21 protein-coding genes and 1 pseudogene are annotated in these 21,002 nt (G+C 63.3%); 10 read left to right on the forward strand and 12 right to left on the reverse strand.

Going from position 1 to position 21,002, the window contains the following annotated elements:
- Positions 1 to 187 precede the first annotated feature (187 nt).
- Positions 188 to 652, forward strand: a complete 465-nt coding sequence (rplM, locus tag NKI49_RS15435) for a 50S ribosomal protein L13 (protein ID WP_010915638.1) — start codon at positions 188 to 190, stop codon at positions 650 to 652.
- A gap of 1 nt (position 653) precedes the next feature.
- Positions 654 to 1,136, forward strand: a complete 483-nt coding sequence (gene rpsI / locus NKI49_RS15440; protein ID WP_027028053.1) for a 30S ribosomal protein S9 — start codon at positions 654 to 656, stop codon at positions 1,134 to 1,136.
- A 229-nt stretch (positions 1,137 to 1,365) separates the two neighbouring features.
- Here rpsI and NKI49_RS15445 read toward each other — a convergent pair whose 3' ends face one another.
- Both NKI49_RS15445 and NKI49_RS15450 read right to left on the reverse strand, forming a co-directional pair.
- Positions 1,366 to 2,424, reverse strand: coding sequence for a glycerophosphodiester phosphodiesterase family protein (locus NKI49_RS15445; protein WP_352602485.1), 1,059 nt, complete (start codon positions 2,422 to 2,424; stop codon positions 1,366 to 1,368).
- A gap of 95 nt (positions 2,425 to 2,519) precedes the next feature.
- A complete protein-coding gene (locus NKI49_RS15450) occupies positions 2,520 to 2,867 on the reverse strand; it encodes a hypothetical protein (protein ID WP_352602487.1) in 348 nt (115 codons plus the stop codon).
- On the opposite strand from NKI49_RS15450, the gene speB reads away from it, so the two are divergent.
- The gene (gene speB, locus NKI49_RS15455) at positions 2,851 to 3,858 is read left to right on the forward strand and encodes an agmatinase (protein WP_352602489.1); all 1,008 of its coding nucleotides are present in this window, start codon (positions 2,851 to 2,853) and stop codon (positions 3,856 to 3,858) included. The two genes, NKI49_RS15450 and speB, sit on opposite strands and share 17 nt — an antisense overlap.
- A gap of 30 nt (positions 3,859 to 3,888) precedes the next feature.
- On the forward strand, positions 3,889 to 4,815 hold the full coding sequence (gene argC, locus NKI49_RS15460) for an N-acetyl-gamma-glutamyl-phosphate reductase (RefSeq protein WP_352602491.1): 927 nt from the start codon (positions 3,889 to 3,891) through the stop codon (positions 4,813 to 4,815).
- Between the two features lie 88 nt (positions 4,816 to 4,903).
- On the opposite strand, the pseudogene NKI49_RS33385 reads toward argC, so the two are convergent.
- Positions 4,904 to 4,984 (reverse strand): annotated as a pseudogene (locus tag NKI49_RS33385) (aminoglycoside phosphotransferase family protein); the annotation flags it as partial.
- A 102-nt stretch (positions 4,985 to 5,086) separates the two neighbouring features.
- Positions 5,087 to 6,178, reverse strand: a complete 1,092-nt coding sequence (locus tag NKI49_RS15470) for a COX15/CtaA family protein (protein ID WP_352602493.1) — start codon at positions 6,176 to 6,178, stop codon at positions 5,087 to 5,089.
- Positions 6,179 to 6,330: 152 nt separating this feature from the next.
- On the opposite strand from NKI49_RS15470, the gene NKI49_RS15475 reads away from it, so the two are divergent.
- Positions 6,331 to 6,546 (forward strand): DUF2842 domain-containing protein, encoded by a 216-nt coding sequence (locus NKI49_RS15475; RefSeq protein ID WP_352602495.1) that lies wholly within the window; start codon positions 6,331 to 6,333, stop codon positions 6,544 to 6,546.
- Between the two features lie 23 nt (positions 6,547 to 6,569).
- Here the strand turns inward: NKI49_RS15475 and NKI49_RS15480 are convergent, their stop codons facing one another.
- Positions 6,570 to 7,628, reverse strand: coding sequence for a polysaccharide deacetylase family protein (locus NKI49_RS15480; RefSeq protein WP_352602497.1), 1,059 nt, complete (start codon positions 7,626 to 7,628; stop codon positions 6,570 to 6,572).
- Between the two features lie 90 nt (positions 7,629 to 7,718).
- Here NKI49_RS15480 and NKI49_RS15485 point away from each other — a divergent pair, with 90 nt between their 5' ends.
- The gene (locus tag NKI49_RS15485) at positions 7,719 to 8,945 is read left to right on the forward strand and encodes a GNAT family N-acetyltransferase (protein ID WP_352602499.1); all 1,227 of its coding nucleotides are present in this window, start codon (positions 7,719 to 7,721) and stop codon (positions 8,943 to 8,945) included.
- Between the two features lie 48 nt (positions 8,946 to 8,993).
- Here NKI49_RS15485 and NKI49_RS15490 read toward each other — a convergent pair whose 3' ends face one another.
- On the reverse strand, positions 8,994 to 11,246 hold the full coding sequence (locus NKI49_RS15490) for a GumC family protein (RefSeq protein ID WP_352602501.1): 2,253 nt from the start codon (positions 11,244 to 11,246) through the stop codon (positions 8,994 to 8,996).
- 257 nt (positions 11,247 to 11,503) lie between these two features.
- Between NKI49_RS15490 and NKI49_RS15495 the strand changes: the two genes are divergently transcribed.
- The 4 genes from NKI49_RS15495 (at position 11,504) to NKI49_RS15510 (ending at position 16,083) form a co-directional block, all read left to right on the forward strand.
- Positions 11,504 to 12,067 carry a polysaccharide biosynthesis/export family protein gene (locus NKI49_RS15495; protein ID WP_352602503.1) on the forward strand — a complete coding sequence of 188 codons (564 nt, stop codon included), beginning with the start codon at positions 11,504 to 11,506 and terminating at the stop codon, positions 12,065 to 12,067.
- A 10-nt stretch (positions 12,068 to 12,077) separates the two neighbouring features.
- The gene (locus NKI49_RS15500; protein WP_352602505.1) at positions 12,078 to 13,208 is read left to right on the forward strand and encodes a glycosyltransferase; all 1,131 of its coding nucleotides are present in this window, start codon (positions 12,078 to 12,080) and stop codon (positions 13,206 to 13,208) included.
- Positions 13,209 to 13,303: 95 nt separating this feature from the next.
- Entirely contained in the window at positions 13,304 to 14,839 is a 1,536-nt protein-coding gene (locus NKI49_RS15505) for an undecaprenyl-phosphate glucose phosphotransferase (RefSeq protein WP_352602507.1), read from the forward strand.
- Positions 14,836 to 16,083: an O-antigen ligase family protein gene (locus NKI49_RS15510; RefSeq protein ID WP_352602509.1), complete on the forward strand. Its 1,248-nt coding sequence runs from the start codon at positions 14,836 to 14,838 to the stop codon at positions 16,081 to 16,083. The genes NKI49_RS15505 and NKI49_RS15510 overlap by 4 nt, the downstream gene beginning before the upstream one ends.
- 128 nt (positions 16,084 to 16,211) lie before the next feature.
- Here NKI49_RS15510 and NKI49_RS15515 read toward each other — a convergent pair whose 3' ends face one another.
- From NKI49_RS15515 to NKI49_RS15540, 6 genes are all read right to left on the reverse strand, one after another.
- A complete protein-coding gene (locus NKI49_RS15515; protein ID WP_352602570.1) occupies positions 16,212 to 16,940 on the reverse strand; it encodes an amino acid ABC transporter ATP-binding protein in 729 nt (242 codons plus the stop codon).
- 32 nt (positions 16,941 to 16,972) lie between these two features.
- A complete protein-coding gene (locus NKI49_RS15520) occupies positions 16,973 to 17,647 on the reverse strand; it encodes an amino acid ABC transporter permease (RefSeq protein ID WP_352602511.1) in 675 nt (224 codons plus the stop codon).
- Positions 17,644 to 18,315 carry an amino acid ABC transporter permease gene (locus NKI49_RS15525; protein ID WP_352602513.1) on the reverse strand — a complete coding sequence of 224 codons (672 nt, stop codon included), beginning with the start codon at positions 18,313 to 18,315 and terminating at the stop codon, positions 17,644 to 17,646. Before NKI49_RS15525 ends, NKI49_RS15520 begins: the two co-directional genes overlap by 4 nt.
- Before the next feature lie 107 nt (positions 18,316 to 18,422).
- Positions 18,423 to 19,211 (reverse strand): ABC transporter substrate-binding protein, encoded by a 789-nt coding sequence (locus tag NKI49_RS15530; protein ID WP_352602515.1) that lies wholly within the window; start codon positions 19,209 to 19,211, stop codon positions 18,423 to 18,425.
- Positions 19,212 to 19,320: 109 nt separating this feature from the next.
- Complete coding sequence (locus NKI49_RS15535) at positions 19,321 to 20,484, reverse strand: saccharopine dehydrogenase family protein (RefSeq protein WP_352602517.1); 1,164 nt, start codon at positions 20,482 to 20,484, stop codon at positions 19,321 to 19,323.
- Complete coding sequence (locus tag NKI49_RS15540) at positions 20,481 to 20,987, reverse strand: Lrp/AsnC family transcriptional regulator (protein ID WP_352602519.1); 507 nt, start codon at positions 20,985 to 20,987, stop codon at positions 20,481 to 20,483. Before NKI49_RS15540 ends, NKI49_RS15535 begins: the two co-directional genes overlap by 4 nt.
- Between the last annotated feature and the right edge of the window lie 15 nt (positions 20,988 to 21,002).

The following is a 21,002-nucleotide window of genomic DNA, read 5'->3' on the forward strand; positions in this document are numbered from 1 at the left end:
ACTGAATTTTATCTGCGACCAGACTTTCCGCACGCCTTGACGCGACACCAACCCTCACCTATAAGCCCCTCACGAAGCAGCGGCCCGCAAAGGCCGCCGTTTTGTTATTGGCGGCGGGCAACCTTCGCCAATCCAAGCAACAAGAAACGCCTTCCCTTATGAAGGTCCGAACCGAAAGCAGAAAACCATGACAACCTTTTCGCAGAAGCCTGCGGATGTGGTGAAGAAGTGGATCCTGATCGACGCCGAGGGTCTCGTCGTCGGCCGTCTCGCCACTGTCATCGCCAATCATCTTCGCGGCAAGCACAAGCCGACCTTCACCCCGCATGTCGACGACGGCGACAACGTCATCGTCATCAATGCCGACAAGGTGGTGTTCACCGGCAAGAAGTTCACCGACAAGGTCTATTACTGGCACACCGGCCACCCCGGCGGCATTAAGGAGCGCACCGCGCGCCAGTTGCTCGAGGGTCGTTTTCCCGAGCGTGTCGTCGAGAAGGCCGTTGAGCGCATGGTACCGCGTGGCCCGCTCGGCCGCCGCCAGATGAAGAACCTGCGCGTCTATGCAGGCGCCGAGCATCCGCATGTCGCCCAGCAGCCAGAAGTCCTCGACGTGGCCAAGCTGAATTCCAAGAACAAGAAGGTCGCATAAGATGGCTGAGCTTTCCTCGCTCGCAGAACTGGGCGCCGCAACCGGCAACACCAATACGCAGGCCGCCGCCCCCGTCCACGTCCAGAAGCTCGACAAGTCGGGCCGCGCCTATGCCACCGGCAAGCGCAAGAACGCCATCGCGCGCGTCTGGGTGAAGCCGGGTTCCGGCAAGATCGTCGTCAACGACAAGGAATTCGCGAGCTATTTCGCGCGTCCTGTCCTGCAGATGATCCTCAACCAGCCGATCATCGCCTCCAACCGTTCGGGCCAGTACGACATCGTCGCCACTGTCGTCGGCGGCGGCCTCTCGGGCCAGGCGGGCGCGGTGCGTCACGGCATCTCCAAGGCGCTGACCTACTACGAGCCCGCGTTGCGCGCCGTGCTCAAGAAGGGCGGCTTCCTGACCCGCGACAGCCGCGTCGTCGAGCGCAAGAAGTACGGCAAGGCGAAAGCCCGCCGGTCGTTCCAGTTCTCGAAGCGCTAAGCGCAACGCAGCTTCAGACAGTCGAAAGGCCGCCTCCGGGCGGCCTTTCCTTTTTAGCGTTCACCAATCACCCGACCCGCGCCTGCGGTGCGACCTCCCCGTCAAGGGGAGATGCGAGGTCGCGCCCTGGATTCAGACCATTGGCAGCTGTCAGCATTGCAGAATGATCGCAGGGCGGATGGGGACGTCGGCGCGCAGCGCCGGTGGGGTGAAGCATTCACGTCGAATATCAGTTGATGCTCGCCGTATTCGCGGGCTCAGCCGACCGTGAACCATCGCCATAAGGCACGCGGTAGCCGTTCGCCGCCAGCCATTCGATGGCCGCCTTCGGTTCGTCGGTCTGGATGATGGTGGCGCCGCGGTCGGCCCAGAAGCCCCAGGCTTCGCGCGGCAGACTGGCCTGCACCGCCAGTTCGTCGCCGCGGCCGCCCGCCAGGAAACCACCGGGCTTGTTCACGATGGCATAAGTGTCGGCCCAGATGTGCCAGTCGCCTCGCACCGCGGCGGCGCGCATGCGCGTGCTGAACAGCGGTCCGCCGGTTTCGGTCAGTTTTTCGGCACCCGCCCGCCAGTTGATCAGTTCGATCGCGCGCGATGAGAAAGCGCGGTCGACCGCCTCGGCAAAACCAGAATCATGGACCGCGTCGTCGGCGATGATCGGCATGAACTGGAAGCCGACGCCGATCGCGTCCATGGCGGCTTTCACCGTCGCAATCCGGGTAGAGCTCCAGAGGTTCTCCTTGACGATGACCTGTTCGGCCATGGCGAGATCGCGAGCGACCGCGATCATGCCAGAGAGGTCGCCAACATCGAGCTTGTTGTCGAGATTGATGAGAATCCTGCCCTTGGCCGCGATCAGCATCTCGCGCAGCGTCGAAACCGTCTCATTGGTGACAATTCCGGTGCCTTCGATCACCAGCCGGCATCTCCTCAATTCGGCCAGCGTGCGCTTGGCCACCTCGCCCTTGCAGGTCGTGGTGCGGTCGAGCCAGCTGTCATGCATGACGACGAACTCACCGTCCCTGGAGCGCCTGATGTCCACCTCGATGATCTCGGCACCCATGGCGATCGAGCCCTCCACGGCGGCGAGCGAATTTTCCGCATAAAGCGTCTTGCCTGCCTGCATGCTGCCGGCGCGATGCGCGGCGACCATTACATGGTCGCGCCACTGGTTTGCGTGTTCGAAGCGATCGAGGATCCGGCTGGCGCGGGTTTCACCCGCCAGTGCTTGGGTGACGGAGACCGCAAGTGCGGTTGAAAGCAGAAGGCTCAGCCAAAGGGTCCGCATCGAGAATCGCTCCTTGCCGGATCGAGCCGGGGATAGGCGATGCCCGTGACATCCAGGTGAACGAAGCCGGCTAGGATGTTCGTAATGCGTTCGCGTCAGATGCGTTTCGAGAGCCGGCGGAACCAGGCCATGGCCGGCATTTCAATGAAGCGCCAGGTGACCCAAGAGGCAGCGATGGTGGCGACGAGCATGACAAGGATTGCCGCCACGCCCATCCAGCCGGCACCGAAACCCGTCGCGGGATCGCCGGCTTGGGTCGACATCACGGCATGGGGAGGATTAAGAAACGCCGTCTGCGTCATGATGATACAAATCCTGTCTTGCCGTGGCGCCTGGGCGGCCGCGCTTCGTCTCCCCAGACTGTGACTGGCATCTTCCTTGCCGGTTCTGTAGTTGTTGCACCCCGATGAAAAACGAGGATCCTTAATGGCGACCAAGAACATCGACCACGCCTTCACCGCCCGTTCCAAAACGGGCGGCGCCCTTGAGCCGACCTATTCCGGCGCGCTGTCGTTCATGCGGCGCAAATACACGAAGGACGTGAAGGGCGCGGACGTGGTGGTGTGGGGGATCCCGTTCGATGCCGCCGTCACTAACCGGCCCGGCGCCCGTTTCGGGCCGCAGGCTATACGCCGCGCCTCGGCGATCCTCGACAATGACCCGCAATACCCGTTTTCACGCGACCTGTTCGAGCATCTCGCGGTGGTCGACTATGGTGATTGTCTGCTCGACAGCGGTAACCACCAGAAGACGCCGGGAACGATCGAGCGCGAAGCGGCGAAGATCCTGAAGTCGGGCGCCTTCCTGCTGACGCTGGGCGGCGATCATTTCGTCACCTGGCCGCTGCTGAAGGCGCATGCCGCCATCCACGGCCCGCTCGCCCTAGTGCAGTTCGACGCGCATCAGGATACATGGGAGGATGACGGCAAGCGCATCGACCACGGCTCCTTCGTCGGCCGAGCGGTCAAGGAAGGCATCATCGATCCGGACCGTTCGATCCAGATCGGCATCCGCACCCATGCGCCCGACACGTTCGGCATCAAGATTCTCCACGGCCATGAGATCGAGGAGATGCGCGCGTCGGACATCGCCTACGCCATTGTCGACCGCACCGGCGGCAAGAAGACATATCTGACCTTCGACATCGACTGCCTCGATCCGGCCTATGCGCCCGGAACCGGGACGCCGGTTGCTGGCGGGCCGTCGTCGGCCAAGATCCTGTCGACGCTGCGCCAGCTCAACCAGATCGACATTGTCGGAGCCGATGTCGTAGAGGTTGCGCCGGCCTATGACCACGCCGATATAACGGCGATCGCCGGCTCGATGGTGGCCATGCAGTATCTCGGCCTGCTGGCGGAGCGAAAGGCCCGGCAGGAAGAGCTGAACAACGGCAACCATAACGGTGCCGCGGTGAATCAAGGTCAAGGCATATAGCCTTGAAATACCAGGGAATTTGATCAGGCAATGAAACCGAAAATCTTCATCGACGGCGAACACGGCACCACCGGCCTGCAGATCCGGGCGCTGCTTGCCGAGCGTGGCGACCTGGAGATCATTTCCATTCCCGTCGAGCGCCGCAAGGAAACAGCGGCGCGCGCTGAGTTCCTCAATGCCGCCGATATAGCGATCCTGTGCCTGCCTGACGATGCGGCGAAGGAAAGCGTTTCGCTGATCGCCAACGGCACCACCAAGGTCATCGATGCGTCGACCGCGCATCGCGTGGCCGAAGGCTGGGAGTACGGCTTCGCCGAAATGGACAAGGGACAGGCGAAGAAGATCGCCTCGGCCAAGCGCGTCGCCAATCCCGGCTGCTGGCCGCAGGGACCGATCGCGACGCTCAGGCCGCTGGTTACCGCCGGCCTGCTGCCGGCTGATTTCCCGGTCACGGTCAATGGCATTACAGGCTATTCGGGCGGCGGACGGCCGATGATCGAGGACTATGTCGCCAAGGGCGAGGACGCTTCGGAGTTCCTGCCCTATGGCCTCACCCTGCAGCACAAGCATGTGCCCGAACTGAGGGCCTATGCCAGGCTTTCGCATGATCCGATCATGCAGCCGGCCGTCGGCAACTTCGCGCAAGGCATGATCACGGTGGTGCCGCTGCAGCTCGGCGGTCTTGACCATGTGCCGACGGGTGCGGAGCTCCATGCGGCCATCGCCGACCACTTCGCCGCCATCGAGGGTAGCGTGGTCGAGGTGGCGCCTTATGTGCATCTGGAGCGCGTCCCGGAGATCGACCCGGAGGTCTACAACGGCACCAACCGGATGAAGGTCTATGTCTTTGCCAACGACAAGCGCGCGCAGGCGCTGCTGCTGGCGGTCTACGACAATCTCGGCAAGGGTGCCTCGGGTGCGGCTGTCCAGAACATGGACCTGATGCTCGGCCTCTGATGGAAGTGCGTCTGGCCGAGCGTTCTGGCAAATGTCTCGGCCATATGCGCGACGCGCCGCGGATCGAGGCAGAGATCGTCCGGTCGAGCGGGTTGTAGAACATGTTCGCGGCGTCGAAGCCGGGGTCGCCGAGAACACGCTTTGGATCGATCGCCAGCCAGCCGCGCGGCGTCCTGGCATCACGAGGACGACAATGCGGTCGAGGAGAATCGCGAGCTGTCGCCGCGGCGGTCCGCGCGGTGCGGGCAAGCTTCTAAGCTCCGAAAAAGCCTCAGCTTCTCAGGGCTATTTGTGTCGGCAAGGGATAGGCGCCCTTGGTGCCGCGCCAATGCGCGGCGGCGAAGCCAAGTACGACAAGCGCGAACCCCTGATGCGCCAGAGCCATGTGGAGCGGCACCTGCATCAGCAGCGTACCGATGCCGATCGAGGCCTGCACCAACACCAGCAGAAACAGCAGCGTCGCGCGGCGGGCGTGTGTTGAGCCAGGCAGGCGCAAACGCGTGGCAATCATGTGCCAGAGCACCACGGCGAAGATCGTATAGGCGCCGAGCCGATGAACGAACTGCACCGTTTTCGGGCTTTCGAAGAAATTGCGCCACGCCGGGTCGAGGATCAGCAGGTCGCCGGGAATGATCTTGCCGTCCATCAGCGGCCAGGTGTTGTAGCTCATGCCGGCGTCGAGCCCGGCGACAAGGCCGCCGAGATAGATCTGGATCAGCGCCAGAAGCACGATGAAGCCGGCCAGCCTCTGCGTCCGGCGATCGGCGGCGGGCTCGGAATGCGGCGCCAGCCCTCGCGCGACGACCATGGTGGCGGTGAAGATCAGCGACGCTAGCGTCAGGTGCGTGGCCAGCCTGTATTGGCTGACCGACACGCGGTCGACAAGGCCAGACGCCACCATCCACCAGCCGATGACGCCCTGAAGGCCGCCGAGAAGCAGAATGCCTACCAGTTTTGGCTCAAGGCCGCGCTCGATGCGGCGCGTCACCCAGAAGAACAGCAGCGGCAAGGCAAAGACCAGGCCGACACCGCGGGCCAAGAGACGGTGTGCCCATTCCCACCAGAAGATGGACTTGAATGCCTCGACGCTCATGCCCTTGTTGAGCTCGGCATATTGCGGGATCTGCTGATAGAGCTGGAATTCCTCCTGCCACTCGGCGTCGTTGAGTGGCGGAACGATGCCATGGATCGGCTGCCATTCGGTGATCGACAGGCCGGATTCGGTAAGCCTGGTCGCGCCCCCTACCAGCACCAGCGCGAACAGCACCAGAAGCACGACGTAGAGCCAGCCGCGCACCAGCGCCCTGTTGCGCAGGTCGCGGTCGCGGATATCGTAAGGCGCGGCGGCAGTGATGGCGGCCATGGATTATCCCGGCAGGTTGAATGTCGCGGATTGGTGGACCATCGTACCGGTGGTGGCAAGACCATGCGGCGCGGCACGCCGTCGCGCCGCCCGTCGCGGGTTGCGCGCGTCTTGCGTTCGGCCTAAGCGATAGCCGTCAACGAGACCGTGCCATGCCCATTCGCCTGAAAAAACTGATCGGAATGTTGCTCCTGGTGGCGCTGGTCGTCATCTATGCGCTGGTCGCATCGATCTTCGCCGTCGCCCGGCTGTCGGATGCCGGCCCATGGGTGCATTTCCTGTTTTTCCTGCTGAGCGGCCTGCTCTGGGTACTGCCGGCCATGGGCATCATCAAATGGTTGATGCTGGAGCCACGGGCCAAGCGCTGAGGCGCGGCCCCGCACAATCGCCGTCAGACCGTAACCACCCGCTTGCCGGCATTAGCGAGCGGCGTCGTCACGCCCGACAGCATGGTGCGGATGTGAGCGAGGCTCTGATAGCGGCCGTTGACTGAAATGCGCGGAAGCGCATGCAGGAAGCCGGCATGTTCGGCGCGCAGCACGCCATGGCGGGTGGTCACGGCCGAGGTATAGCCGGCGTCGCGGGCAAAGCCCACTTCGCGACAGCCGACGGCGCTTGCATAGCCGTAGGGATAGGCGAAATGGCGCGGCTCCTGGCCAAGCTCGGCCCGCAGCATGCCCTTCACGGCGCCGATCTCGTGCCGCGCATGGGATTCGGAAAGCCGCTTCAGATTGGTGTGATTGATCGTATGGGCTCCGATCGTCACCAGCGGATGCGCAGCGATGCTGCGGATCTCGTCCCAGTTCAACAACGTCTTGAGGCGTGGCCGTTCCACGTCGACGCCATTGGCATCAGCCAATTGGCGCAGTACGGCGCGCTGGTCTTCCTCGCGCACTTGCGTGGTGAGATAGGCGTACAACCGGGCGATGGCCTGGTGTTTCCTGGCAGCGGTCGCGCAATCGATCACGGTTTGGCCGTTCGGCGTCGACAGGGTCAGCCGGTCGCGCGCATTGACGATATCTTCGACCACGTCCCACCACAGGTCCGCGGTGCCGTTGATCAGCCCGGGCGCGACATAGATGGTGATCGGCGCGCCATGCTTCTCAAGGATCGGCAGCGCCTCGGTCATGTTGTCGCGATAGGCGTCGTCGGCGGTGATAGTGGCGAACTGGCCGCCCTTGCCGCCTGCCTTGATACGCTCGACCGCCTCGTCCATCGACACGAAGGCGTAGCCGTCCGCCTTCATGCCGGCGACCACGGCGTCGAGGAAGCTCGGCGCGATGTTGAGATGCCGGTTGACGCTGTCGGGCTTTTCGGGAGTCGCCGTCACACGGTGCAACATCAGGATGGCACCGATGCCGCCGACAAACGGCTTGGCCAGCGGTGCGAGGCCTGTATAGCGGGCGACGTTGAGCGCCAGCTTCCGGAACGCCTCCCCACCGTCGATCATTCATTCACCTTTTGCGCCTAGGCTGATCCAAGCACGGAATCGCCAAAGCGAACCCCCAAATGGGGATGAATAAGCCTTAAGGATTGAGGTATGGTTGACGCCACGGCGCCATTTGACGGCAATCGTGTCGCCGCAACGGAAGCTTCGCCACGTGCCCTGACGAAGGATGCGGCGGGATCGACGGTGTCCGTCGCGGCCGCAGAAGGCCTCGCGGCCTATGCAGGTTTCTGTCGCTCGGCGCTCCACGCGCCGGCACAGAGCGCCGCATGGATCCAGAACTGGGCCGCACAGATCAAGCCGGACGCGCTCGTGGCGACGCTCAGCCTCGAAGGCCGGCCGGTTTTCGCGCTGGCGCTGGAGGTTGTCCGTCGCGGTCCGTTCCGGGTCGCCCGCTTCATGGGCGACCGCCACGCCAATGGCAATTTCGTCGCCGCCGATCCGCAATGGCTGGCCGGGGCTGATATCGCGGCCATTCGAACGATGCCGGCAGCCATTGCCAGGGCCTGTCCCGACATCGATCTCGTCGCGCTCGAAAGATTGCTGCCAGACCTCGAAGGCGTTGCCAATCCGCTGGCATCTTTTCCGCATTTTTCCAGCCCCAATCTGTCGCTGGCCGTCGATCTGGCGGGCGGCTTCGACGCGCTGCTCTCCCGCGCCAGCGGCAAGCGCAAGCGCAAGAAACACCGTTCGCAGATCCGAAAGTTCGAGGCCGTCGGCAGCTATCGGCGCATCGAAGCCGCTACCCCCGACGAGGTGAACAGGCTGCTCGATGCCTTTTTCGAGATGAAGGAATTCCGTTTCCGCAAGATGGGCATCGCCAACGTCTTCGGCGACGATCAGACGCGTGCCTTCTTCCGGGCGCTGTTCACGCAGGCGCTTGCCGAGGACAGGCCCTCTTTCGTCCTGCACGGACTGGAGGTTGCCGGCAAGCTGCGTGCCATCACCGGGTCAAGCCGTTCCGGCAAGCGCCTGATCTGCGAGTTCGGGGCGATCGCCGAGGACGATCTCGCTCACACCAGCCCGGGCGATTTTCTGTTCTTCGACAATATCCAGGAAGCCTGCGAAACCGGTTTCGCCGTCTATGATTTCTCCGTCGGCGACGAGTCCTACAAGCGATTGTGGTGCGATATCGAAACGCAGCATTTCGAGGTGCTGGTCCCGCTGACGCCGAAGGGCCGCGCACTGGCGCTGACGCTTCGCCAAGGGGGGCGGCTGAAAGCCTTCGTCAAGAACAGCCCGACGATCTGGAAGCTGACCAAAATGCTGCGCCGCAGGACGGTCGGACAGACCACGCCCACGGGCGAGGATCAGGGCTAACCCGGCTGGGGACCTGAGGTTTTCGGGAATTCGCCCAGTCGAGAGATCTCAGGCAGCGGAGCGCCGTCCCGGCACCGGGGTTCCCGGCGGTTGGTGGCCGATCGGCGTCACCAATGTCAGGTCGGGATAGCCGCTTTCGATCAGCTTGACCGCGGCCTGCGTCACCTCGTCGTCCGGTTCCAGCATGGAGAGGAACACCTCGGTGGCATCGCCACCCAGACGGCTGATGCCCTGCGCGTCTGCTGGCCCGCACTCGACCACGACCAGATCATAGGCGGTGGTCAGCGATTGCATGATGATCGGCAGCCGGTCGGCGGCGCGCATGGCGCGGACGGGATCGGCGGTGCCGACGGGAATGACATGGCAGTCGGAATAGAGATCGGCATGGATCACGTCGCTGAACTGCGCCTGCGAGGCGAGCAGATTGGTGATGCCGGGGAACAGACCGCTGTCCAGCATCGGCCGCGAAGCGGCGCCCGAGGCGGTGAGGTCGAGCAGCAGGACGCGCAGGCCGGCATCGGAAACCTCGCGTGCCACCAGGATCGCCGACGCCGCGGCCTCGTCGCCTTCTGGCGAAACGAATATCGCGCGTGAGGCTCCGCTGGCGATCAGCTTTTCCGCAGCGTTCTCGACGTCGATCTCGCCCAGCACCGAGCGCGGCGGACGGGCCACGGCGACAGGCTCTGGTTCCGGCTCGGCGACAGGCGCGGGTTCGTCAATGGACTCTGGCTCGGCAGGGGGCCCGGCGACAGGCTGCGGCCGAGCGGCAATGTCCGGCTCCGCAATCATTGGAGTTCGCGCCTCCTCGGTGGCACGATCATAGAACTCATCGGCGACCGCCGGCTCCTGTCGGGCCGCCGCGGGCATCGCCACCTCGTCGATGGGCTCAAAGCGAGCACCGGTGGCCGGGCGCATGGCGCGGCCAGAAAACAGCTCCCGCAGCAGCGTCGCCACCGCCATCAAAAGCAGCGAAGCGACAAAGGCGGCACCGACGATCGGCAGTATCTTCGGAAAATATGGTTCGGAGGGGACGACGGCCCGCGAAAACACACGGGCATCGACCGGCAGGTAGTTGCGGTCCTTGCGCGACGAAGCTTCGCGGAAGCGTGTCAGATAGGATTCGAGCAGCTGGCGCTGGGCGGTCGCTTCGCGCTGCAGCGCATCGAGTTCGACCTGCTGCTCGCCGGCGCGCGCCGAAGCGGCCTTGAGCGTGTTGACGTCCGCGACCAGCTGATTCTCGCGCGCCTGCGCCGTCTGCGCCTGCGTCATCAGCCCTTTCATCAACTTTTCCGCTTCGTTGCGGATCTGGCCGTCGAGATCGGCAAGTTGCGATCTCAGTGCCCGAATGCGCGGGTGATTGTCGAGCAAGGTGGTGGAAAGATCGGCAATATTGGCCCTGAGCTCGACCTGCCGTTCGCGCAGGCGCTGGATCAGGTCCGACGACAACACCTCGGGAACCGAATCCAGAGAGCCACCATTCTGCAACGCCTTGCGCACGCTGTCGGCGGTTGCTTCCGCGGCGGCGCGATTGGCGCGTACCTTCGACAGCTCGCTCGAGAGTTCCGAAAGCTGCTGGGTGGCCAGCACCGAATTGTTGCCGCCCATCAAGAGGTCGGACTGCGAGCGGTAGTCGGCCACCTTGGCCTCGGCATCCTTGACCCGCTGAGACAGGTCGGCGATTTCGGGAGCCAGCCAATCGGTCGCCGCCGAATTCGATTCGAGCTTGGCGTCGCCCTGGACGGAGATATAGGTCTCGGCGATGGCGTTGGGGATGTCGGCCGCGAGCCTGGGGTTCTCGGATGAGAACTCGATGACGATGACGCGAGACTTTTCAACACGATAGACGTTGAGCTTCTCGCGCATCTTCTTCAGGACGCGCTCTTCCGGCGGAATCTCGTTTGGATCGCTCTTCAGGCCCGCGATGACGAGCAGCCGGCTCAGCGCCGACATATTCTGCGTCTCGTCGAATTCGGCCAATTTCGACAGGCTGAGCTTCTGCGCCACCTGCTTGAGAATGTCGGTGGAGGAAATGACCTCGACTTGGCTGGTCACGCCTTCCTCGTCGAGGATCGGCTTGTCGTTGTCATTGGTGCCGTCGGGGCGCGTGAAGACAGATTCGCGGGTTTCGATCAGCAGCCTCGTCTCGGCCTTGTAGTGCGGCGTGGCAAGCCAAGCCAGCGCGAACGCCACGCCGGTGACGATCAACGAGACGACGAGGATGCGCAGGAAGTTCCTCGCCAGGCTGGCGAAGAGCTGCCTGAGATCGATGTCGACGTCGGCGGCCGCGGACTGAACGGACATGCATCCCTACTCCGAAACTGGGTCAGGATGCACCGTAAACAACTATGGTAACTCAGCGGTTAAGATCACGGTAAGAGTCCGTTAGGCTTTACTGGCAGGCGACAAATAAGCAGATCGAAATCGTAAAACCATCGCCGGTTCTGGCCGTATCAGCCGCCGCCTTTACCGGCCATTAACCCTAACAGGATGATAACGGACCTCGATCTCAGATGTTTGCCGCAACGCAGCAGCGGCCAGCCGAAGGTACGTATCCGGTCATGAAGAGCACTGCTTCCCTGTTTCGCGCGCTGCTTGCCGTATCGATGCTCGCCGGCTGCTCAAGCTACCGGCCGACGCCGGCGGCTTTCCACGAGGTGCTCGACCAGCCCTACCGCCTCGGCGCCGGCGACCGTGTCCGCGTCACCGTGTTCGAGCAGGACGGACTGACCAACACCTACAGTGTCGACCAGTCCGGCTATCTCTCTTTCCCGCTCGTCGGCTCCATACCGGCGCGCGGCCACACCGCGCAGCAGATGGAAAAACAGATCGCCGACAAACTGCGGCAAGGTTATTTGCGCGATCCCGACGTTTCGGTAGAGATCGACCGCTACCGGCCGATCTTCGTCATGGGCGAAGTGGGCGCTGCCGGCCAATATTCCTACGTCCCGGGCCTGACGGTGCAGAAGGCCATCGCCATAGCCGGCGGCTTCACGCCGCGCGCCAACCAGGAAAGCGTCGACATCACCCGCGACATCAACGGCAAGGTGATGACCGGCCGCGTGGTCACCTCCGACCCGCTGCTGCCCGGAGATACGGTGTACGTCCGCGAACGACTGTTCTGACTGATACCACGTGGCGGACAAGCTCAGGATCGTCCACTGCTTTCGTTCACCCGTCGGAGGAATCTTCCGGCATGTGCGCGACCTGACCGAGGCGCAGGTCGCCGCCGGACATTCGGTCGGCATCGTGTGCGATTCGACCACCGGCGGCGAATTCGAGGAGCGCCTGTTCGAACGGATGAAGGATGTCCTGGCGCTCGGCATCCATCGTACGCCGATGCAGCGTCATGTCGGGCCGGGTGACGCGGCATCGGCGTGGCGTACCTACAGGATCATCAAGGAATTGCGGCCGGACGTGTTGCACGGGCACGGCGCCAAGGGTGGCGCCTATGCCCGTCTGTTCGGCTCACTGTTGCGGGTATCAAGGTCTCGCGTAGCCCGCCTTTATTCGCCGCATGGCGGCTCCCTTCACTATGACGAAAGCACGGCAACCGGAAAACTGTTCTTTGCCCTCGAGCGCTTTATGGCTCGTTTCACCGATTGCCTGCTGTTCGTCTCCGACTATGAGCGGGGCACATATCGCCGGAAGGTGGGCGAGCCGCCCGTCCCCAATGCGCTGGTCTATAACGGCCTGCGCGCCGCCGAGTTCGAGCCGGTGGTCATGGGACCCGAGGCGGCCGACCTGCTCTACATCGGCATGATGCGCGACCTGAAAGGGCCCGACATATTCATCGACGCCCTGGCTACCGCCGGCGCCCGGCTCGGTCGCGCGCTGAGCGCGGTGATGGTCGGCGACGGCGACGACCTGCCGCGCTACCACGGGCAGGTAAAGCGCCTTGGCCTCGAGGGCCACGTCCGCTTCCTGCCGCCAATGCCTGCCAGGGAAGCCTTCGCGCTGGCAAGGCTCGTCGTCGTTCCTTCGCGCGCCGAGGCCATGCCCTATATCGTCCTGGAGACGCTTGCCGCGGGAAAGCCGATGATCGCCACTTCCGTCGGCGGCATACCCGAGATTTTCGGCGCCGGCTCCCCTGCCCTGATCCGGCCCGACCCGGCCGAACTCACCGACAAGATGAGCCAGGCGCTGGCCGATCCTGCCGCCTATCGCAAACTCATGCCCGATGCCGCCAGCCTTGAGGCGCGTTTTGGCGCCGACGTGATGGCCGCGGAGATCGAGAAGGCCTACTTCGCCGCGCTCGACAGGTAGATCCAAGCCCCAGGCCGTTCCAAAGCCACCTGTTGTTTCAAGGGTTTCTTAGCTCTCTTTTGCTATTCACCGCAGCGAAGCCTGCGGAAAGCCCCATGAACGAGATCGATCCCGCGCACCGCTTTTCAGCAGAGGCGGTGCGTAAATTCGACGGCCCGGCCGGAGGCGACGCGCCCGGCGGCATGAACGATGTCGCTCGCCAGGTCGCTTCGCAATATCGGCGCGATACGATGTCGCCGATCATGGTGAGCGGCGTCCTGCGCATGGTCGAGTTCGGCTTGCTGTTCCTGTCCGGCCTTGCCGTCTATTTCCATTTTGTCGGGTTCTTCAACTATCTGGCCTGGCAATATCCGCTGACGATCGCCGCCGCGTCGTTCCTGGCGGTGATACTGCTTGATGTCTCGGACTGTTTTCAGGTCGTCTCCCTTATGCGGCCGATCGCCAATTTCGGCCGCATCCTGCTGGTCTGGGCCGGTACCTTCGCGCTGATGGCGTTGACCGCCTTCGCCATGAAGATGTCCGAGGACTATTCACGCCTGCTGTTCGGCACCTGGTTCGTCGTCGGCTTTGTTCTCCTCTTTGGCCTCAGGCTGGTGATGTCGAAGCTGATCCGGCGCTGGGCGCGCGACGGCCGCATGGAACGGCGCGCCGTCATCGTGGGAGGCGGCAAGGCGGCGGAAGTCCTGATCCGCTCCGTGGAGAAGCAGCCCTACAACGACATCCGAATCTGCGGCATCTTCGATGACCGCAGCGACAAGCGCTCGCCGCCCATTGTCGCCGGCTACCCCAAGCTCGGCACGATTTCCGAACTGATCGAGTTCGCCCGCATCGCTCGCATCGACATGCTGATCGTGTCGCTGCCGCTGACCGCGGAATCGCGCGTGCTGCAGCTGTTGAAAAAGCTTTGGGTACTGCCGGTCGATATCCGGCTGTCGGCGCATTCGAATGCACTGCAGTTCCGCCCGCGTGCCTATTCCTACATCGGCGCGGTGCCGATGCTCGACATTTTCGACAAGCCGATCAACGACTGGGATTCGGTCGCCAAGCGCGCCTTCGACATCGTCTTCAGCGTCATCGGCATCGTCGTGTTCTCACCCGTGATGCTCGCCACGGCAATCGCCATCAAGCTCGACAGCAAGGGTCCGGTGCTGTTTCGCCAGAAGCGGCACGGCTTCAACAACGAGGTGATCGAGGTCTACAAGTTCCGCTCGATGTATGCCGACAGGTCTGACCCGACCGCCAAGCAGACGGTGACCAAGAACGACCCGCGCGTCACCCGCGTCGGCCGCTTCATCCGCAAGACCTCGATCGACGAACTGCCGCAGTTCTTCAACTCGCTGCTGGGTTCGCTGTCGCTGGTCGGTCCACGCCCGCACGCGATCGCCGCGCAATCGCACAACCTCCTCTACAACGAAGTGGTCGACGGCTATTTCGCCCGCCACAAGGTCAAGCCCGGCGTCACCGGCTGGGCGCAGATCAACGGCTGGCGCGGCGAGATGGACACCAACGAGAAGATCCGCATGCGGACGGAATACGACCTCTATTACATCGAGAACTGGTCGCTGCTGTTCGACTTGCGGATCCTGTTCCTGACGCCGGTCCGGCTGCTCAACACGGAAAACGCCTATTGAGCGCAATGGTCCATGAGGTGCCGCGCGCGGCGGTCAACGCCAAGCTGATCGCGTTGGTCACTTCCGGGGCGGTCGGGCTTGGCATCCTGCTGTCCGGCTTCGTCATCAGCGAGCCGGCGCCCTATGAAATCTACATGGCCGGGCTCATCGCCATCTGGGCGCTTTTCGGCTTGCGGATTTCACGTGCGGCGGCGCCGCTGCTGGTGCTGCTGGTGACGATGAACATCGGCGGCATGATCTCCATGACGCAGATGGCGGATCTCGCTTTCACTCCGCTTTACCTCTCAGTATCGCTGTTTCTCGCCTTCAGCGCAGTGTTCTTCGCGTCCGTCACCGCAACGCAGCCAAGCCTCTACCGGTTGATCTTCATTGCCTATGTCGTCTCGGCCGTGACGACCTCGCTGCTCGGCATAGGGGGCTACTTCCATGCCTTTCCCGGCGCCGAAATGTTCACCAAATACGACCGCGCCGCCGGCGCCTTCCAGGACCCGAACGTGTTCGGTCCCTTTCTGGTACTGCCCGGCATCTATCTGCTCTATTTGCTTCTGACAGGTCCGGTCTCGCGCATGCCGCTGCTGGCGGTGCCGCTGCTGATCATTACATCCGGCATCTTTTTTTCCTTCTCGCGCGGCGCATGGGGCATGTTCGCCGTTTCGGCGGTCCTGCTCACCGGATGCCTGTTCCTGCAGAGCGCCAGCGGCATGTTCCGGCTGCGCGTGGTGATCATGACCGTCGCCGCGCTGTCACTGCTGGCCATCGCCATCATCGTCATCCTGCAACTGCCTGGGGTGGCGGAGATGTTCTCCAGCCGCGCCCATCTTGAACAGAGCTACGACACCGCCCGCCTCGGCCGCTTCGCCCGCTACGCGATCGGTTTCCAGATGGCGATGGAGCATCCGTTCGGCATCGGGCCGCTGGTCTTCGGCAAGACTTTCGGCGAGGACACGCACGACATCTGGCTGAAGATGCTGATGGATTACGGCTGGCTCGGCTTCGTGTCGTTCCTGACGCTCGTCCTCTGGACCATAGCAGCCGGATTCCGCATCCTGCTGCGCGACCGGCCGTGGCAGCCCTATCTCTTGTGCGCCTATGTCGCCTTCTTCGGCAATGTCGGGCTCGGTACCTTCATCGACATCGATCACTGGCGCCATGTCTATCTGCTGCTTGGTTTGATCTGGGGTGCCATAGCGCTGGAATACGCCCATCAACGGCAGTTGCGATCCGCCTTAGCCACAACCGTCTGACGTCTCCGCCTTTGCATAACAGCGCGGACAGCACTCGTCTCGGAGACCGAAAGCAGGCTGCTTCTGGCTCACTTTGCTCGTCGCCATGGACGAGGCGAACGCCGGCAGCCAGATGCTTGAGTCTCGATCTAATGCCGCAGGATCTTGCTCAGGAAGGCGCGGCTGCGATCGGTCTTCGGGTGGGAAAAGAACTCGTCGGGCGTGCCACTCTCGACGATGGCGCCGGCATCCATGAACACCACCCGTTGGGCGACCTTGCGGGCAAAACCCATTTCGTGGGTCACCACCATCATGGTCATACCTTCCTCGGCGACCGCGACCATGACGTCGAGCACTTCCGAGATCATCTCGGGATCGAGCGCCGAGGTCGGCTCGTCGAACAGCATGATCTTGGGGCGCATGCCGAGGCAGCGCGCAATCGCCACGCGCTGCTGCTGGCCGCCCGAAAGCTGCGAGGGATAGGCATTGACCTTGTCGGCAAGGCCGACCTTGGCCAGCAACTCGCGCCCGGCCTTCTCGGCCTCGGCGCGTGGGATCTTGCGCACATGGATCGGCGCCAGAGTGACGTTCTCGAGCGCTGTCTTGTGCGGATAAAGGTTGAACGACTGGAAGACGAAGCCGATCTCAGTGCGCAGCCCCGTCATGTTGGTGGCGGGGTCGCCGAGGCGCTGCCCATCGACCACCAGATCGCCATCCTTGATCGTCTCCAGCCCGTTGATGCAGCGGATCAAGGTGCTCTTGCCCGAACCGCTCGGGCCGCAGACGACGACCACTTCGCGCGGCTCGACGCTGAGGGTGATGTCCTTCAGCACATTCAGCGCGCCGAACCATTTGTTGACGCCGCGAAACTCGATCATGCCGGTGCGACCTTTGGGTTCGAGAGATGACTTCATAGTTGCACCTCGCCATGGGCCGCACCCATGCGGCGCTCCAGCCGGCGGGCAAGCATGATCAGCGGATAACAGACGACGAAATAGCCGAGGCCGACCAGGAAGAAGACCAGCAGGCCGTTCGGCACACGCTGCACCACCAACCAGCCGACACGAGTGAGATCGGTGAGCCCGATGGCCGAGACCACCGAGGAATCCTTGATCAGCAGCACATACTGGCCGACCAGCGGCGGCAGCACGATGCGCATCGCCTGCGGCAGCACCACCTGGCGCATCCGCTGCCAGCGCGACAGGCCGGACGCCAGCGCTGCCTCGACCTGGCCTGATGGCACGGAGCGAATGCCGGCGGCGACGATCTCGCAGATGAAGCAGGCAGCCAGATTGGTCAGCGCGATGATACCGGCGGTGAAGGCGTCGAGTTCGATGCCCAGTTCCGGCAGGATGAAGAAGATCAGGAATATCTGTACCAGAAACGGCGTGCCGCGGATGAGGTCGACCCAGGCGCCGATCATGCTGCCGATCAGCTTGTTGCCGCCGGTCCGCAGGATACCGAGGCCGAAGCCGAGCAAGGTGCCCAGCACCAGGCTGATGAGCGACAGCACCACCGTCATGCCGAGGCCGCGCAAGGCCAGCGGATAGCTGCCGGCGAGGCTTTGCAATTGCTGCCAGATCATGTCCGCGCCCCCGCCGAGCCGAGCCAACGGCTGGACAGGAGAGCCAATCCCTTGAGGCCGTAGTAGAGCAGCAAATAGAAGGCAGCGATGGTGAGAAACCCTTCCGCCGGCATGAAGCGGTCGGAGGCGAGCAACTGGCCGGCGCGCGTCAGTTCGGCGACCGAGATCAGCGACAGCAGTGCCGAGTCCTTGACCAGCACGATCGCCTGTCCGAGCAGCGGCGGGATCGTCACCTTGAACGCTTGCGGCAGGACGACCAGGCGCATGCGCTGGACGTAGGTCATGCCCGAAGCGACGCTGGCCTCGACCTGGCCGCGCGGGATCGACAGGATGCCGGCACGTATGATTTCAGCGATATAAGCGCCGCTGTTCAGCGACAGCGCGAGGATGCCGACGATCAGTTCGGGCAGCACGAAGCCGAGCCGCGGCAGGCCGAAATAGAGGAAATAGAGCTGCGCCAGCAAGGGCGTTGCGCGCACGGCATCGATGTAGGCCTTGGCCGGCGTGCGAAACAGCCAGGCGCGCTGCAAATTCATGGCGCACAGCACGATGCCGACGGCAAGCGCGCCGACAAAGGAGAGCGCCGACAGCCAGACGGTCGTGATCAGGCCCTGCCCGAACAGAGGCAGATATTCGACAATGGTGCGGAAACTGAAATTCTCAAGCATGGGCGTGAATGGCGGGTAGGGAATAGTGAATAGTGAGTAGTGAGTAGGCAGGCGGATCCGGAATTCCCTGTTCACTACTCACTAATTCACTACTCACTAATGCCTAATCAGTGATCTTTCTTCCAGGCGTCGGAATTGACCCAGTAGTCGAGGTTCTTCTGCAGGCGGCCGTCGATGCTGACCTGGTCGAGGAACAGGTTCATCCAGACCAGCAGGTCCGGCTCGTCATAGCGGGTGGCGAAGGCAAGCGGTTCCTTCGACAGCAGATCCGGCATGATGGTGAACGTGCCGGCCGGATAGGCGGTGGACTGGCCTTTGACCGCCGAGACGTCGTTGACGCCGCAATCGGCCTGGCCATTGTTGACGGCGTCGAGCAGCAGCGGGCCGCCGCCCTTGTAGCTCTTGATGTCAGCATCGGCGAAGGCGGTCTTGGCCTCCTTTTCGCCGGTGGCGCCGAGCAGCACGGCGATCTTGGTGCCCTTGGCCTTGCAATCCTCGGTGGTCTTGAACTTGCTGTCGGCCTTGGTGAAGACAGTGCTGCCCGTATACATGTAAGGTTTGGTGAAGGCGACCTTCATGCCGCGCGCCAGCGTCGGCGTCATGTCGGCGACCAGCAGGTCGGCCTTGCCCGACAACAGCGCCGGGATCAGGCCGTCCCAGTCGAAGTCGAGGAAGGTGATCTTGACGCCCATTTCCTTGGCCATCAGTTCGGCAAGTTCAACCGAACTGCCGGTGCGCTCGCCATTGGCGCCGACCAACGAGAAGGGGGGGCCCTGTGTCTGCACGGCGACGCGCAATTCGCCGCGCTTGGTGATATCGTCGAGCGTTCCGGCGCTGGCGGCAGTGGTGAGTCCGGCGAGCGCAAGTCCGGCGATGAAAAGTCTGGCAATCTTCATTTTGGCATTCCTCCCTGTTGTCGTTGTTGTTTTGCCCGCGGGTTCCCTTGGGCTCCTTTTTTGAGCGGTGGCGCCGTTGCCGGCAGCCACCGTTCGAAAATCTGTCTCCTCAGTTCCAGGTCACCGTTTCGGCAACCTTGATGCCGCGCATGGCCAACTCGTCGAAAAAGCGGCCATCGGGCACATGCAGCAGCGGATTGAGCAGGCCGGCTTTGGCGATTTCGCGCCGCGCGAGCATCCGCGCCACAATGCTGGCGGGATAGCCGACGCCGAGGCTCATGCCGAACAGACCCGAAGTCAGGTCGCGTTCGATGATGAGGTCCGACGTAACCGTCTTGCCGCGGCCGCCTTCGAGGCCGGAAAAGACATTGCGCATCACGCAGAGATCCTTTTCGCCGGGGCCATATTGCAGTTGCGGCCCAAGCAGCCGGCCGAGGAATTCGCGCGGACTGACAGTGGTGCCGGCAACATGGTCTTCCGACAGAAAGCCGAGTTCCTTCAGCGGCGCCCAGAATGCCGACCATCCCGGCCAGCGCAGCGTATAGCGGCCGGAGCGCCGCAACCCCTTGGCGGCAGCCAGCATCTCGACGTAATGCAGCGCATCGCCATTGGGGAAGGCTTCGAGCTTGCCGAGGCCGGCGACGTCGATCTCGTGGATGAAAGGATTATTGTGCTGGCGGGCGGCGGGCACGGCGACGCGTTTCCCGTCTTCGATCATCACGCTGTCGCGGTTCTGGCTGACCAGAACCATGTCGAAGTTCCAGCTAACCTTGTAGCACAGCGGCTTGGCCATCGCCTTCGGTTCGGGAATGCCGCCGCAATAGGAATCGATCGAAGAAATGCTGTCGAACTGCCTTGCGGCGCGCGCGTAGAGCACAAGGTCGATGCCGGGGTCGAGCCCGCATTCGGTCATGATCGAAACACCAGCCGCTTCAGCGGCGGGAGCGAGGTCGGCGATGGCCTTACCGTAATTGGTGGTGACCAGCGGCGTGCGCGTTGCGATCGCCGCCAGAACCGCCTCCCGCATGAGCGGCTGCGGCAGCAGGTCGATGACGGCGTCGACACCCTTCAGGGCATTGGCAATCGCCGTGCCGATCGCGCCCTCAGGGACGACGAAGCGCACGCGGGCCAGGTCGGTCAGGCCGCCAAGCCGGGCTGCTCCATCGAGGGCGGTATCGACGCAGACGACTTCTTCGACGCCGTCGCTGGCGACAAGATCGGCGATCGCCGCCCGGCCTTGCAGGCCGAGACCGCCGAGAACCGCGATCTTCATGCCGGCTCCTTGCGCGCGATGTCTTCCGACCAGCAACCTTCCGGCAGGTTCACCCATTTGTTGCAGGAAGCCATGACGACGAAGGTCTCGCTGCGCACGACTTCTCCTGGAATGCCCGCGCCAGGAATCAGTTCGCTTGTGATGCGGTAGAGATCGGCGACATCGCCAGCCACCGTCACGTCGACGATGATGTCGAAACGCCCGGTGACGACGGAGGCCGAGTTGACGAACGGCAGTTCGGAAATGCGCTGGGCAAGTTCGCGGGCGCGACCGCGCCCTTGCGCATTGATACCGACGATGGCCGAGATCAATTCAGGGCGCTCGGTGAGGTTCAGCAGCCCGACGATCTTGAGCAGGTTGCGCTCAAGCAGGTTGTGCAGCCGCATGCGCGCCGTCGGCACCGAGATCGCCATCTTCTCGGCAAGGCGATTGACGCCAAGCTGCGCATCCTGCGACAGCAATTTGACCAGTCGCCGGTCGGTCTGATCGAGGTGTTCCCGCAAAAGTTGAGGCTTTCA

This window comes from Mesorhizobium sp. M0587 (assembly GCF_040320945.1).
In the GTDB taxonomy this organism is placed as follows: Bacteria; Pseudomonadota; Alphaproteobacteria; order Rhizobiales; family Rhizobiaceae; genus Mesorhizobium.

Excerpts from the sequence above, each read along its gene's own strand:
- argC (WP_352602491.1), top strand. The coding sequence starts at position 3,889 with ATGAAACCGAAAATCTTCATCGACGGCGAACACGGCACCACCGGCCTG.
- NKI49_RS15535 (WP_352602517.1), bottom strand. The coding sequence starts at position 20,484 with ATGAAGATCGCGGTTCTCGGCGGTCTCGGCCTGCAAGGCCGGGCGGCG.
- NKI49_RS15495 (WP_352602503.1), top strand. The coding sequence starts at position 11,504 with ATGAAGAGCACTGCTTCCCTGTTTCGCGCGCTGCTTGCCGTATCGATG.
- rpsI (WP_027028053.1), top strand. The coding sequence starts at position 654 with ATGGCTGAGCTTTCCTCGCTCGCAGAACTGGGCGCCGCAACCGGCAAC.
- NKI49_RS15520 (WP_352602511.1), bottom strand. The coding sequence starts at position 17,647 with ATGATCTGGCAGCAATTGCAAAGCCTCGCCGGCAGCTATCCGCTGGCC.
- NKI49_RS15485 (WP_352602499.1), top strand. The coding sequence starts at position 7,719 with ATGGTTGACGCCACGGCGCCATTTGACGGCAATCGTGTCGCCGCAACG.
- NKI49_RS15445 (WP_352602485.1), bottom strand. The coding sequence starts at position 2,424 with ATGCGGACCCTTTGGCTGAGCCTTCTGCTTTCAACCGCACTTGCGGTC.
- rplM (WP_010915638.1), top strand. The coding sequence starts at position 188 with ATGACAACCTTTTCGCAGAAGCCTGCGGATGTGGTGAAGAAGTGGATC.
- NKI49_RS15525 (WP_352602513.1), bottom strand. The coding sequence starts at position 18,315 with ATGCTTGAGAATTTCAGTTTCCGCACCATTGTCGAATATCTGCCTCTG.
- NKI49_RS15515 (WP_352602570.1), bottom strand. The coding sequence starts at position 16,940 with ATGATCGAGTTTCGCGGCGTCAACAAATGGTTCGGCGCGCTGAATGTG.
- NKI49_RS15470 (WP_352602493.1), bottom strand. The coding sequence starts at position 6,178 with ATGGCCGCCATCACTGCCGCCGCGCCTTACGATATCCGCGACCGCGAC.
- NKI49_RS15475 (WP_352602495.1), top strand. The coding sequence starts at position 6,331 with ATGCCCATTCGCCTGAAAAAACTGATCGGAATGTTGCTCCTGGTGGCG.
- NKI49_RS15450 (WP_352602487.1), bottom strand. The coding sequence starts at position 2,867 with ATGTTCTTGGTCGCCATTAAGGATCCTCGTTTTTCATCGGGGTGCAAC.
- NKI49_RS15530 (WP_352602515.1), bottom strand. The coding sequence starts at position 19,211 with ATGAAGATTGCCAGACTTTTCATCGCCGGACTTGCGCTCGCCGGACTC.
- NKI49_RS15505 (WP_352602507.1), top strand. The coding sequence starts at position 13,304 with ATGAACGAGATCGATCCCGCGCACCGCTTTTCAGCAGAGGCGGTGCGT.
- NKI49_RS15480 (WP_352602497.1), bottom strand. The coding sequence starts at position 7,628 with ATGATCGACGGTGGGGAGGCGTTCCGGAAGCTGGCGCTCAACGTCGCC.
- NKI49_RS15490 (WP_352602501.1), bottom strand. The coding sequence starts at position 11,246 with ATGTCCGTTCAGTCCGCGGCCGCCGACGTCGACATCGATCTCAGGCAG.
- speB (WP_352602489.1), top strand. The coding sequence starts at position 2,851 with ATGGCGACCAAGAACATCGACCACGCCTTCACCGCCCGTTCCAAAACG.